The organism is Streptomyces sp. CB00455, assembly GCF_001905445.1.
Classification (GTDB): domain Bacteria; phylum Actinomycetota; class Actinomycetes; order Streptomycetales; family Streptomycetaceae; genus Streptomyces.
Genome location: NZ_LIVQ01000002.1, coordinates 60,914 through 74,182, shown reverse-complemented (window position 1 = coordinate 74,182; position 13,269 = coordinate 60,914). Strand labels below are relative to the sequence as shown.

Below are 13,269 nucleotides of genomic sequence, written 5' to 3'. Positions count from 1 at the left end.
TGACTGTCGGTGGCAGCGCTTAGCATGGCTGTACGAGAGGGGGGCGCCGCATGACCGACCAGAGCCCTGAGCCGAGGGATCCGTGGGCGCCGCCGGAGCGGCCGGCGGTGGACCTGGGCAAGCGCGGGGGCACACCGGCTGCGCCGGGTGCGTCGGGGCCGCCGCCGGTGCACGACCAGCCGACGGTCGCCGGGATGCCGGGGGCCGGGATACCCCAGGCCCAGCCCCACGCCCAGCCGCAGCCCCACACCGAGCCCCAGCCCCACGCCCAGCCGCAGCCGTCGCCCGGGTCGGCGCCCGCGTACGGGTACCCGGCCCAGCCCGACGCGAGCGCCTACGGGTACCCCGCGCCGCCGCAGCCCGCGCCGGGCTACGGCTACCCCGGCGACGCCGGGTACCCGGGCGGGCCGGGGTATCCCGGATACCCGGGCAACGCCGGACACCCGGGCCACGGCGGATATCCCGGTCCTGGCGGATACCCGCTCTACGCGGCCCCCAGGAGCAACGGCTTCGGCATCACCGCCCTCGTCCTCGGCATCCTGTCCGTCGTCGGCTGTATCACCAGCTTCTTCGCGATAGCCCTCGGCATAGGCGCGGTCGTCTTCGGCGCCCTCGGCAAGGGCAAGGCGACCAGGGGCGAGGCCGACAACGGCGGGATGGCACTGGCCGGGATCATCCTCGGTGCGATCGGCATCGTGCTGGGCGGCCTCGTGCTCGCCGCCATATTCGGCCCGCTCGCGAACGGCTGGGACGACAGCTCCGATTACGAGAGCCCGTACTCCAACTCCCGCATGCACGAGAAGATCTGACGGCAGCGCAGACGGCCCGGCCGCGCCCGGCCGGCGACGCCCCCGGAAGGGGCGGAGGCGGGGCCCGGCAGCGGGCAGTCGGCCGGGGTGCCGTGGCCGGGCCCCGCGCCCTCTGCGGCTGAGCCGGCGGACCAGCGTGGCGCAACACCTCGCCCCGCCGCTGCCGGGAGCCCCGCCGGGTCGGGGAAGGCCGACGCGACGTCGGAGCCCCGGCAGGGTCCCCCCACCCGCACCCGCCTCGCACGCACCCGCGCGCCCAGCCCGGACGGGCCCCGCATCGGCCTCGCCTGGACCCGACCTGCGCGGGCCCTGCCGGACCTGCCGCGCTGGCTCTGCCCGTGTGGGCCCTGCGGCGGCTTTGCGCGGACCCGGCCTCCGCCGGCTTTGCCCCGGCGGGCCTGCGCGGGACCTTGTGCGGATCCGCTGCGGGGGTCTTGCCCGTACGGGCCCTGCGTCTCCTCGCCCGGACCCGGCATCTGCCGGCTTCGCCCGTGCGGGTGCCGCGCCCGGCTCGCCCGCGCCCGGCCCTGCGCCCGCCTTGCCCGTGCGGGCCCTGCGGCGGCCTCGCCCGGGCCCGGCCTGCGCCGGCCCCGCCCGTGCGGGCCCTGCGGCGGCCTTGCCGGCACCCCCGGCCTGCGTCGGCCTTGCCGGCACCCCCGGCCTGCGCCCGCCCCGCCCGGGCGGGCCCTGGGGCCGCCTTGTCCGTGGCCGATTCGCGTCGGTCCCTCAGGCCTGCGCCGGCATCAGGAGCGTCGGTACCATCACGTCGTCGCCGGCGAGGCCGCGCGTGAGCGGGACCCAGACGAGGCCGACCATGCGCGGGCAGTCGCACTCCAGGTCGGTGTCCACCCCCAGCCGCGGCTCTCCGTCTTCGACGTCGACGCGGTAGCAGGCGGTCCAGCCGGAGGGGTAGGGCGACTCGCACGCGAACCGCACCTCCAGCGCGCGCAGGCCGACCTCCTCGGCACCTCGCGCCGGACCGCCTCCTGCGGGTCCTCCCCGGCTTCGATTCCGCCGCCCGGCAAGGTCCAGTACTCCGCCGCGTCGTGCCGGCCGGTGGGCCCCCTGCCGCGCTCGCGCACCATCAGCACGTCGCCCTCCCGGATGATCACCGCCGCCACCCGGCGGCGTTCCGTCACGCGCCGGCCGTCCGTATGCGGTCGCGGGCCTCCATCAGGGCGAAGCCCAGGAGGTTCAGGCCGCACCAGCGGGCGGGGTCCAGGGCGCGGGCGTCGTCGGCCGGCAGCCCGATGCCCCAGATCCGGTCCAGCGGGCTGGCCTCGACCAGGACCCGGTCGCCGGTGGACAGCAGGTACGAGCGCAGCGCCGGGTCGGAGGCGAACTTGTGCATGCTGCCCTCGACCACGATCCCGTAGCGCTCGCGCTTCCACACGGCCTCGTCGAAGCCGCGCACCAGCCGGCCGGCCTTCTTCGCGGCTGCCGGGCTCGCCGCCGCCAGCACCGCGGCCTCGGCCTCCGCGTCCCCGAACAGCCGGGCCTTGGCGGCCATCATCCAGTGCTCGGCCGTGGCGTACCGGGTGTCACCCACAGTGAATTCGGACGGCCACCACTGGCTGAGGCAGCTCGGGCCGAGGCTCCCGTCCGGCCTCGGGCGGTGGCCCCAGAACGGCAGGTACTTCACCCGTTCACCGCGGCTGACCTGCTTGATCAGGTCATCGATCATCTCCATGCACGCGAGTCTGGCAGCCGCCACTGACACTTCGTACGGGTTTTAGGGTGTGCCTCGACACATGGTCGACCGATTCCGTCGCGTAATCAAAAGGCAACAACGGAATCCCTTGGCCGAGGGCACCACCTCTGTCAGGATCGGCACTCAATTCGAGCTGTACTCGAACTGTAGCTACGGAAAGCGTGAGAGCGTGATGGGCAACCGCTTCCAGGTCAAGGACCGCTTCGCGGACGGCGCGCAGTACATCGACGGCCGGCTCCGGCGCGGCACCTCCGGGCAGTCACACACGGTGGTCGATCCGGCCACCGGCGACGAGGTCCTCACCTACGAGCTCGCGAGCACCGCGGACGTCGACGAGGCCGTCGCCGCCGCCCGGCGGGCCTTCCCCGGCTGGTCCGGCGCCACCCCCGGGGAACGCTCGGACGCCCTGCACCGGCTGGCCGCCGTACTGGCCGAGCAGGCCGAGGACTTCGCATACGCCGAGTCCCTCCAGTGCGGCAAGCCGATCAAGCTGTCCACGGAGTTCGACGTGCCGGGGACCATCGACAACACCGCCTTCTTCGCAGGGGCCGCGCGCCACCTCCAGGGGCAGGCGGCCGCCGAGTACTCCGGCGACCACACCTCCTACGTGCGCCGCGAGGCCATCGGCGTCGTCGGCTCCATCGCTCCCTGGAACTATCCGCTCCAGATGGCCGCGTGGAAGATCCTCCCGGCGATCGCCGCGGGCAACACCATCGTCCTCAAGCCCGCCGAGCTCACCCCGCTGACCTCGCTGATGTTCGCCCAGGCGGCCAAGGAGGCGGGCCTCCCGGACGGGGTGGTCAACATCGTCACCGGCGCCGGCCGCGAAGCGGGCGAGCACCTGGTCGGCCACCCCGACGTGGTCATGACCTCCTTCACCGGCTCCACCGCCGTCGGCCGGCGCGTCGCCGAGATCGCCACCGCCACCGTCAAGCGGCTGCACCTGGAGCTCGGCGGCAAGGCCCCCTTCCTCGTCTTCGACGACGCCGACCTGGAGGCCGCCGCGCACGGCGCCGTCGCCGCCTCCCTCATCAACACCGGCCAGGACTGCACCGCCGCCACCCGGGCCTACGTCCAGCGCCCCCTGCACGACGCCTTCGTCGCCCGCGTCGCGCAGCTGATGGAGTCCGTCCGCCTCGGCGACCCCTTCGCGCCGACCACCGACCTCGGCCCGCTGGTCTCCCACGCCCAGCGCGACCGCGTCGCCGGCTTCGTCGAGCGCGCCCGTGCCTACGCCACCGTCGTCACCGGCGGTGAGATCCCCGCCGGCGAACTGGCCGCAGGCGCGTACTACCGGCCCACCCTCATCGCCGGCGCCGCCCAGGACAGCGAGGTCGTCCAGTCCGAGATCTTCGGCCCGGTCCTCGTCGTGCTGCCCTTCGACACCGACGACGAAGGCATCGCCCTGGCCAACGACACCCCCTACGGCCTCGCCGCCTCGGCCTGGAGCCGCGACGTCTACCGGGCGAACCGCGCCACCCGCGAGATCAAGGCGGGCTGCGTGTGGGTCAACGACCACATCCCGATCATCAGCGAGATGCCCCACGGCGGCTACAAGGCCAGCGGCTTCGGAAAGGACATGAGCGCTTACTCCTTCGAGGAGTACACGCAGGTCAAGCACGTGATGTACGACAACACCGCGGTGGCCGCGAAGGACTGGCACCGCACGATCTTCGGGGACCGCAGCCCAGTGCTGTGACCGGAAGGGTTCACCGGCACCAGACACATGCGGCGGCCGCCGCGTGGCATCCCTGCCGCCGACCCGGCGGCCACGCACCCATCCCGAAAGGGCAACGCGCATGGAGCAGTTCGAGCCCGACCGCCTCTCGGCGGCGCAACTCGCCGCGATGCGGCGCAGCCTTGACAGCGGGCGCGGCGCCCTCACCCGCCGCTCGCTGCTGCGCGCCTGCGGAGTCGGAGCGCTCACCCTCGGCGGCCTGTCCACCCTCGCCGCGTGCGGCATCCCGCCCGCCAAGCGGGCGGGGGACACGGCGGTGGCCTCCGACGACCACTCGGACCGGGAGAAGGAGATCGCCTTCTCCAACTGGACCGAGTACATGGACACCGGCGATGACGAGAAGTCCCGTCCGAGCTTGGAGGAATTCACCAGGCGGACCGGCATCGACGTCAAGTACAGCGAGGACATCAACGACAACGTCGAGTTCTTCGGGAAGATCCGCCCGCAGCTCGCAGCCGGCCAGGACACCGGCCGCGACCTGATCGTCGTCACCGACTGGCTCGCCGCCCGCATCATCCGCCTGGGCTGGGCGCAGAGACTGGACCCCTCCCACCTGCCGCACGCCTACGCCAACCTGTCCGCGCAGTTCCGCACCCCCGACTGGGACCCGGGACGCGCCTACAGCTACCCCTGGACCGGCATCTCCACCGTCATCGCCTACAACTCCAAGGCCACCGGCGGCAAGAAGGTCGACTCGGTCACCCAGCTGCTCGACGACCCCACCCTCAAGGGCCGCGTCGGCTTCCTCACCGAGATGCGCGACAGCGTGGGGATGACCCTGATCGACCAGGGCAAGGACCCGGCGAACTTCACCACCGCCGATTTCGACGGCGCCGTGGGCCGGCTCCAGAAGGGCGTCGACACCGGGCAGATCCGCCGCTTCACCGGCAACGACTACACCTCGGACCTCGACAAGGGCGACCTCGCCGCCTGTCTCGCCTGGGCGGGCGACGTCGTCCAGCTCCAGGCCGGCAACCCGGACATCAAGTACGCGATCCCGGCCGCCGGATACCTCATCTCCAGCGACAACCTGCTGGTCCCCGCGAAGGCCCGGCACAAGGCCAACGCGGAGAAGCTGATCGACTACTACTACGAGCTGCCGGTCGCCGCCCAGCTCGCCGCCTTCATCAGCTACGTCTGCCCCGTCGAGGGCGTCAAGGAGGAGCTCGGCAAGATCGACTCCGAGCTCGCCGACAACCCCCTGATCGTCCCGGACAAGGAGATGACCGCCAAGTCCCACGCCTTCCGCTCGCTCAGCAGCGAGGAAGAGACGGCGTACGAAGAGAAGTTCGCCAAGCTCATCGGCGCGTAGCGCACCGCGGCGAGCCCTGGAGGACCGACGCGCCCCCCGGGCCATCCCCGGACGGCGCATCCCGGCCGGCTCCGCCGAGCCCCCGACATCTTCCCCACCCAACCCCGGGACCCACCCATGACTGACAAGACCGCGGGCGGCGACGTCCGCCTCGCCGGGATCAGCAAGCACTACGGCACCTTCACCGCCGTGCACCCGCTGGACCTCACCATCCCCCAGGGCTCCTTCTTCGCCCTGCTCGGCGCCTCGGGCTGCGGGAAGACCACCACCCTGCGCATGATCGCCGGCCTGGAGGAGCCCTCCACCGGCACGGTCAGCCTCGGTGACCGGGAGGTCACCGACCTGCCGCCGTACAAGCGCCCGGTCAACACGGTCTTCCAGAGCTACGCCCTCTTCCCGCACCTGAACATCTTCGAGAACATCGCCTTCGGCCTGCGCCGCCGCGGCATCAAGTCGGTCAAGAAGCAGGTCGACGACATGCTGGAGCTGGTCCAGCTCGGCCAGTTCGCCCAGCGCAAGCCGCACCAGCTCTCCGGCGGCCAGCAGCAGCGCGTCGCCGTCGCCCGCGCCCTGATCAACCACCCCCAGGTACTGCTCCTCGACGAGCCGCTCGGCGCCCTCGACCTGAAGCTGCGCCGCCAGATGCAGCTGGAGCTCAAGCGGATCCAGACCGAGGTCGGCATCACCTTCGTGCACGTCACGCACGACCAGGAGGAGGCCATGACCATGGCCGACACCGTCGCCGTGATGAACGGCGGGCGCGTCGAGCAGCTCGGCGCCCCCGCCGAGCTGTACGAGAACCCGGGCACCACCTTCGTCGCCAACTTCCTCGGCACCTCGAACCTCATCGAGGCCACCGTCGAGGCCGCGGGCGCGCAGGTCGTCGTCTCCGCCTCCGGCACCAGGCTCCAACTGCCCGCGGCCCGATGTTCGACCACACCCGTCACCGGCGGAAAGCTGCTGGTCGGAGTGCGCCCCGAGAAGATATCGCTGGTCCACGCCGATGAGGAGCACACCATCGGCCCCGGCCGCAACAAGGTCTCCGGCCGGATAGCGGCCTCCTCCTTCATCGGTGTCTCGACCCAGTACGTCGTCGACAGCCGGGTCTGCCCCGGGCTGGAGGTGTACGCGCAGAACATCGAGCGGGACACCCGCCTGGTCCCGGGCGCCGAGGTGGTCCTGCACTGGAACCCGGAGCACAGCTTCGGACTCGACGCCGCCCAGGCCATCGACGCCGGCATCGAGACGGTGGAGGAGGGCGCATGAGCGCCACCGCGGCGCCGCCCCGGACGCCCGCCGCCACCGAGCCGCCGGTGCACACGGCGTCCCTGCGCAAGCGGATGGTCCCGTACTGGCTGCTGCTCCCCGGCATCCTGTGGCTGCTGGTCTTCTTCGTGCTGCCGATGGTCTACCAGGCGTCCACCTCGGTGCAGACCGGCTCCCTCGAAGAGGGCTTCAAGGTTACCTGGCACTTCCAGACCTACTGGGACGCCCTCACCGAGTACGTGCCGCAGTTCCTGCGCTCGCTGCTCTACGCGGGCACCGCGACCGTGCTGTGCCTGCTGCTCGGCTACCCGCTGGCCTACCTGATCGCCTTCAAGGCGGGCCGCTGGCGCAACCTGCTGCTGGTCCTGGTCATCGCCCCCTTCTTCACGAGCTTCCTGATCCGCACGCTCGCCTGGAAGACGATCCTGGCGGACGGCGGCCCGGTGGTCGGCGCCCTGAACTCCCTGCACGTCCTGGACGTCACCAGCTGGCTCGGCATGACCCAGGGCGACCGGGTGCTCGCCACCCCGCTCGCGGTCGTCTGCGGTCTGACGTACAACTTCCTGCCCTTCATGATCCTGCCGCTGTACTCCTCGCTGGAGCGCATCGACACCCGCCTCCACGAGGCGGCCGGAGACCTGTACGCCCGCCCCGCCACCGTCTTCCGCAAGGTGACCTTCCCGCTCTCCATGCCGGGCGTGGTCTCCGGGACCCTGCTCACCTTCATCCCGGCGAGCGGCGACTACGTGAACGCCGAGCTGCTCGGCTCCACGGACACCCGGATGATCGGAAACGTCATCCAGTCGCAGTACCTGCGGATCCTGGACTACCCGACCGCGGCCGCGCTGTCCTTCATCCTCATGGCCATCGTGCTGATCATGGTCACCGTCTACATCCGCCGAGCGGGCACGGAGGACCTGGTCTGATGCGTACTTCCCTGACCTGGCTGCGGCGCAACCTCGTCGTCATCGCCGGCCTCGGCACGCTCGCGTACATGATCCTGCCGAACGTGGTCGTGACCGTCTTCTCCTTCAACAACCCCACCGGACGGTTCAACTACGCCTGGCAGCAGTTCTCGCTCGACGCGTGGAAGGACCCCTGCGGGGTCGCCGACCTGTGCGGCTCGCTCTCGCTCTCGCTCCAGATCGCCCTGTGGGCCACCATCGCCGCCACCGCCCTGGGCACCGCCATCGCCTTCGCGATGGTCCGCTACCGCTTCCGCGGCCGCGGCGCCGTCAACTCGCTGATCTTCCTGCCGATGGCCATGCCCGAGATCGTGATGGCGGCCTCGCTGCTCGCGCTCTTCCTCAACATGGGCGTCCAGCTCGGCTTCTGGACGATCCTGATCGCCCACATCATGTTCTGCCTCAGCTTCGTGGTGGCGGCCGTCAAGGCGCGGGTCCTGTCCATGGACCCCCGGCTGGAGGAGGCCGCCCGCGACCTCTACGCGGGCCCGGTGCAGACCTTCCTGCGGGTCACCCTGCCGATCGCGGCGCCCGGCATCGCCGCGGGAGCGCTGCTGTCCTTCGCGCTCTCCTTCGACGACTTCATCATCACGAACTTCAACTCGGGCAACACCGTGACCTTCCCCATGTTCGTGTGGGGATCGGCCCAGCGCGGCACGCCCGTGCAGATCAACGTCATCGGCACGGCGATGTTCGTCATCGCGGTGCTGGTGGTCCTCGCCGCCCAGACGGTCGGCAACCGCCGCAAGAAGGCACAACCGAAGTAGACCCCTGTAGGGAGTTGGAAGCCATGGCCCCAGTCGCCATGCGTAGTGTTGCGAAATCCCTTTCCGAAGCGAAGCCGGTGTCGTACTGGCTGGACGACCCCGGCAAGCCCGCCGCGCAGCCGGCCCTCACCACCGACGAGCGCTGCGACCTGCTGGTCGTCGGCGGCGGCTACAGCGGGCTGTGGACGGCGCTCCTGGCCAAAGAGCGCGACCCCGGCCGGGACGTGGTGCTGATCGAGAGCAAGGAGGCGGGCTGGGCCGCCTCCGGCCGCAACGGCGGCTTCTGCGCCGCCTCCCTCACCCACGGCCTCTCCAACGGGATCGCCCGCTGGCCGCGGGAGCTCGCCGTACTGGAGGAGATGGGCGCCCGCAACCTCGACGCCATCGAGGAGGCCGTCGCCCGCTACGGCATCGACTGCGACTTCGAGCGCACCGGCGAGATCGACGTCGCCACCGAACCCCATCAGGTCGAGGAGCTGCGCGAACTCCACGAGCAGGCGCGTCGGCTCGGTCTCGCGGACGGCTCCCAATGGCTGGAGCGCGACGCGCTGCGCGCCGAGGTCGACTCCCCGACCTTCCTCGCGGGCCTCTGGGACCGCGAGGGCGTCGCCATGCTCAACCCGGCGAAGCTGGCCTGGGGCCTGAAGCGGGCCTGCCTGGACCTCGGGGTGCGGATCTACGAGAACACCCGGGGGCTGAAGCTCGCCCCGGCCGGGGCCGGGATGACCGTACAGACCCCCTACGGCACGATCCTCGCGCGCCGGGTCGCCCTCGGCACGAACATCTTCCCGTCGCTGGTCCGCCGCATCCGCCCCTTCACCGTGCCGGTCTACGACTACGCCCTGATGACCGAACCGCTGAACGGGGAGCAGCTCGCCGCCGTCGGCTGGAAGAACCGGCAGGGCCTCGGCGACAGCGCCAACCAGTTCCACTACTTCCGGATCACCCCCGACCACCGGATCCTGTGGGGCGGCTACGACGCGATCTACCCCTACCGGGGGAAGCTCGACTCCGAGTACGACCACCGTCCTGAGACCTACCTCAAGCTCGCGGAGCACTTCTTCACCGCCTTCCCGCAGCTGGAGGGCGTGAAGTTCAGCCATGCCTGGGGCGGGGCGATCGACACCTGCTCGCGCTTCTCGGCCTTCTTCGGCACCGCGCACGCGGGGAAGGCGGCCTACGCGGCCGGCTACACCGGGCTCGGGGTGGGCGCCACCCGCTTCGGCGCGGAGGTGATGCTGGACCTGCTCGACGGCCTCGACACCGAACGCACCCGGCTGGAGATGGTGCGGTCCAAGCCGATGCCCTTCCCGCCCGAGCCGTTCGCCTGGACCGGGATCACCCTCACCAAGTGGTCGCTGGCCCGGGCCGACCGCCGCGGCGGGCAGCGCAACCTGTGGCTCAGGACGCTGGACCGCCTCGGCCTCGGCTTCGACAGCTGAGCGGTCCGTCCGCAGCCGTCCGCAGCCGTCCGCCCGGCCGGTCCGTCCGCAGCCGGCCGGTCCCTCCCCGGCCGGCCCGTCCGCTGATCGTGGCGCGGCCGCCCCGGCGCACCCCGTGGCGGCCGCGACCCGCCTCACCGCAACGGGGTGGCGAAACCCGCGTCATCACCGGGCCCGGCCCCGCTCTCTCCAGGTGAGAACCCCTCACCTACAGGGAAGCGAGGCCGGGTCATGACGATCCCGGGAGCCAAGACGGCGGTGGACTGGCTGGTGTCGGCGGCGCCGGACCCCGACACCTGCCGGCGGGAGTGGGAGCGCAACCCCCTCGGAGTCGCGCTGCTGCCCGCCGGGCGGCGCTGGGACGTGCTGATCCTGCCCGGGGCACTGGGGCAGGTCACCTTCGACGTCCTGGACCTGCTCCTCGACCGGCCCGGCCCCGTGCTCGCCGACTCCGGCGGCGGCCGGCGAAGCCGCACCCCCTCGCCGCGCCTCGGGTTCTTCGTGCCGCCGGGCACGGCCTCCCGCTGGATCGGCACGGGCGTCCGGGGGGCCGGACGCGGGACCTGGATGGTGCTCCCGTACCCGGGCCGGCCGGCCGGGCCGGTGAGCTGGCTGGTGCTGCCCGACGGGCGGGGCACCCTCACCGATCCGGCCGTACTGGAACTGGCCATGCACGAGGCGGCGGCCCGCGTGGCGGCGCCGGAGAGACGGAAGCCTTGACAAGGGCATTGGTCTGGACCATCTTGGGCGCCGCTCCTCCTTCGCCAGCGGTCCGGCTCCATCCCCCCACCCCCCGGAGGCAGTTGTGCGCCCCGCCGGAAACAGAGCCACCTCCGTCCTCACGGCCGTCGCCCTCGCGGTAGCCGCCTTCCTCGCCGCGGGCCCGCCGGCCGCGGCGGCCGACGCCGACCTCGCCCGCAACGGCGGCTTCGAAGCCGGCCTCGACGGCTGGAGCTGCTCAGGCGGCAGCGGAGCCGTCGTCACCTCGCCCGTGCACGGCGGCGGCCACGCCCTCAAGGCCACGCCGGCCGGCCAGGACAACGCCCGCTGCGCCCAGAGCGTCACCGTCAAGCCCGACTCCACCTACACGCTCGGCGCCTGGGTGCAGGGGGCCTACGTCTACCTGGGCGCGAGCGGCACCGGAACCACCGACGTGTCGGTCTGGACGCAGTCCCCGGGCGCGTGGAAGCAGCTGGCCACCACCTTCCGGACCGGCCCCGCCACCACGGAGGTGACGCTCTACACCCACGGCTGGTACGGCCAGCCGGCCCACCACACCGACGACCTCACCCTGGTCGGCCCCGATCCCGGCGGCACCGGGCCCGGCGGGCCCAGGCCCCCGGCCGCCCCCACCGGCCTGACGGCGAATGCGACCTCCGCCGATTCCGTCGCCCTGTCCTGGTCGGCGGCCGCCGGCGCCACTTCGTACAAGGTCTACCGCGACGGCGCGGCGCCCCTGACCGTCACCGCCGCCTCCGCGACCGTCACGGGACTGGCCGCCTCCACCACCTACACCTTCCAGGTCGGCGCGGTGAACGCGGTGGGCGAGTCCGCGAAGAGCGCCCCCGTCTCCGCCACCACCCGCAGCGCGGGCGGCAGCCCGGGCAGCCCCGGCCTGCCCGCGCACGCGCTGGTCGGCTACCTGCACACCAGCTTCGCCAACGGCGCCGGCCACCTGCGCATGGCCGACGTGCCCGCCTCCTGGGACGTCATCAACCTGGCCTTCGGCGAACCGACCTCCGTGACCTCGGGCGACATCCGCTTCCAGCTCTGCCCCGTCGCCCAGTGCCCGGGTGTCGAGACCCCGGCCGAGTTCAAGGCGGCCGTCAAGGCCAAGCAGGCCGCCGGCAAAAAGGTGCTCCTCTCCGTCGGCGGCCAGAACGGCCAGGTCCAGCTCGCCACCACCGCCGCCCGCGACACCTTCGTCTCCTCGGTCGGCAGGATCATCGACGAGTACGGACTCGACGGACTCGACATCGACTTCGAGGGCCATTCCCTGTCCCTGGCCACCGGGGACACCGACTTCCGCGCGCCCACCACCCCGGTGATCGTCAACCTGATCTCGGCCGTCAAGACGCTGAAGGCCTGGTACGGCCCGGACTTCGTCCTGACCATGGCGCCCGAGACCTTCTTCGTCCAACTGGGCTACCAGTACTACGGATCGGGCCCCTGGGGCGGCCAGGACCCCCGCGCCGGCGCGTACCTCCCCGTCATCCACGCCCTGCGCGACGACCTCACCCTGCTCCACGTCCAGGACTACAACTCGGGCTCGATCATGGGCCTCGACAACCAGTACCACTCCATGGGCGGCGCGGACTTCCCCATCGCCATGACCGACATGCTGCTCACCGGCTTCCCGGTGGCGGGCGACACCGCCCGCCCCTTCCCGCCGCTGCGCCCCGAACAAGTCGCCATCGGGCTGCCCGCCACCACGAACGCGGGCAACGGCCACATCCCGCCCGCCGAGGTGGACGAGGCACTGAACTGCCTGACGAAGAAGACCGACTGCGGCTCCTACCAGACCCACGGCACCTGGCCCGCCCTGCGCGGCCTGATGACCTGGTCGGTCAACTGGGACCGCTTCGCAGGCTGGGAGTTCAGCCGGAACTTCGACGCGTACTTCGCGGGTCAGGGCGGCTGAACCACCGCACCCCCAGCAGCAGCGGGGCGCACACCAGCAGGCTGGCCACCACGTCCAGCGGCCAGTGGAAGCCCCGCAGCACCAGACCGGCGGCCGTGGCCCCCGTGAGGACGAGGGCCGCGGCCGTCGGCCACGGCCGGCGGGTGTAGGGGGAGAGGAGCAGGGCCGCGCCGAGGTAGGCGACCGCCGCGGTGGCGGTGTGGCCCGAGGGGAAGTAGCCGGCGGCCCAGGGCTCCAGCGGGCCGGGCCGGGCGGTCCACTCCTTCAGCGGGACGACCAGGGCCGGCACCAGCGCCATGGCCAGTGCGGCGGCCGCGGCGCCGAGCCGGTCGCCGCGGCGGACGGCGTACGCCACGGCGAGGAGCAGCACGGGCACGGCGACCGGGACGTTCCCGAGGTCCGAGAGGCGTTCGGTGACGGCGTCGGGGACGGTGCGCACGAGGGCGCGGCTCAGGCGGGCGTCGGGGGCCAGCAGCGGGCCGCGGACCAGGACCTGCCAGGTGATCAGGGCGACGGCGCTCAGGCTGAACACGGCCTGGAGGGCGGCCCTGTGCAGGGCGGCGCGGCGGGGACCGGCGCCCGGGAGAGTGGCCGGCCGTCCCGGGACAGGGGGGATGG

The 13,269-nt window shown here is 72.3% G+C and carries 12 protein-coding genes and 1 pseudogene; 9 read left to right on the top strand and 4 right to left on the bottom strand.

The features are described from left to right. Positions 1–50: 50 nt before the first annotated feature. Positions 51–809, top strand: coding sequence for a DUF4190 domain-containing protein (locus AMK16_RS07755; RefSeq protein ID WP_073910950.1), 759 nt, complete (start codon positions 51–53; stop codon positions 807–809). A gap of 726 nt (positions 810–1,535) precedes the next feature. Here AMK16_RS07755 and AMK16_RS37090 read toward each other — a convergent pair. The 3 genes and pseudogenes from AMK16_RS37090 to AMK16_RS07745 all read right to left on the bottom strand — a co-directional run bounded on the left by AMK16_RS37090 (position 1,536) and on the right by AMK16_RS07745 (position 2,499). Further along, positions 1,536–1,745 (bottom strand): hypothetical protein, encoded by a 210-nt coding sequence (locus AMK16_RS37090; protein WP_242438712.1) that lies wholly within the window; start codon positions 1,743–1,745, stop codon positions 1,536–1,538. 89 nt (positions 1,746–1,834) lie between these two features. Beyond that, positions 1,835–1,894, bottom strand: a pseudogene (locus tag AMK16_RS37085) (NUDIX hydrolase); the annotation flags it as partial. 50 nt (positions 1,895–1,944) lie between these two features. After that, on the bottom strand, positions 1,945–2,499 hold the full coding sequence (locus AMK16_RS07745) for an NADAR family protein (protein ID WP_073910946.1): 555 nt from the start codon (positions 2,497–2,499) through the stop codon (positions 1,945–1,947). 193 nt (positions 2,500–2,692) lie between these two features. Here AMK16_RS07745 and AMK16_RS07740 point away from each other — a divergent pair, with 193 nt between their 5' ends. The 8 genes from AMK16_RS07740 to AMK16_RS07705 all read left to right on the top strand — a co-directional run bounded on the left by AMK16_RS07740 (position 2,693) and on the right by AMK16_RS07705 (position 12,651). Further along, the gene (locus AMK16_RS07740; RefSeq protein ID WP_073910943.1) at positions 2,693–4,219 is read left to right on the top strand and encodes a gamma-aminobutyraldehyde dehydrogenase; all 1,527 of its coding nucleotides are present in this window, start codon (positions 2,693–2,695) and stop codon (positions 4,217–4,219) included. Positions 4,220–4,319: 100 nt separating this feature from the next. Then, a complete protein-coding gene (locus AMK16_RS07735) occupies positions 4,320–5,570 on the top strand; it encodes a polyamine ABC transporter substrate-binding protein (protein ID WP_073910939.1) in 1,251 nt (416 codons plus the stop codon). Between the two features lie 117 nt (positions 5,571–5,687). Beyond that, entirely contained in the window at positions 5,688–6,836 is a 1,149-nt protein-coding gene (locus tag AMK16_RS07730; protein WP_073910935.1) for an ABC transporter ATP-binding protein, read from the top strand. Beyond that, positions 6,833–7,762 (top strand): ABC transporter permease, encoded by a 930-nt coding sequence (locus tag AMK16_RS07725; RefSeq protein WP_073910932.1) that lies wholly within the window; start codon positions 6,833–6,835, stop codon positions 7,760–7,762. The genes AMK16_RS07730 and AMK16_RS07725 overlap by 4 nt, the downstream gene beginning before the upstream one ends. Then, positions 7,762–8,568 (top strand): ABC transporter permease, encoded by an 807-nt coding sequence (locus AMK16_RS07720; protein WP_199885384.1) that lies wholly within the window; start codon positions 7,762–7,764, stop codon positions 8,566–8,568. The genes AMK16_RS07725 and AMK16_RS07720 overlap by 1 nt, the downstream gene beginning before the upstream one ends. Positions 8,569–8,591: 23 nt before the next feature. After that, a complete protein-coding gene (locus tag AMK16_RS07715; protein WP_073910928.1) occupies positions 8,592–10,010 on the top strand; it encodes an NAD(P)/FAD-dependent oxidoreductase in 1,419 nt (472 codons plus the stop codon). Between the two features lie 231 nt (positions 10,011–10,241). Continuing rightward, a complete protein-coding gene (locus AMK16_RS07710) occupies positions 10,242–10,730 on the top strand; it encodes a hypothetical protein (RefSeq protein ID WP_443333540.1) in 489 nt (162 codons plus the stop codon). A gap of 85 nt (positions 10,731–10,815) precedes the next feature. Further along, positions 10,816–12,651 carry a chitinase gene (locus tag AMK16_RS07705; RefSeq protein ID WP_073910925.1) on the top strand — a complete coding sequence of 612 codons (1,836 nt, stop codon included), beginning with the start codon at positions 10,816–10,818 and terminating at the stop codon, positions 12,649–12,651. Here AMK16_RS07705 and AMK16_RS07700 read toward each other — a convergent pair. After that, entirely contained in the window at positions 12,608–13,183 is a 576-nt protein-coding gene (locus AMK16_RS07700) for a phosphatase PAP2 family protein (protein WP_338014421.1), read from the bottom strand. The genes AMK16_RS07705 and AMK16_RS07700 overlap by 44 nt on opposite strands. Positions 13,184–13,269 lie beyond the last annotated feature (86 nt).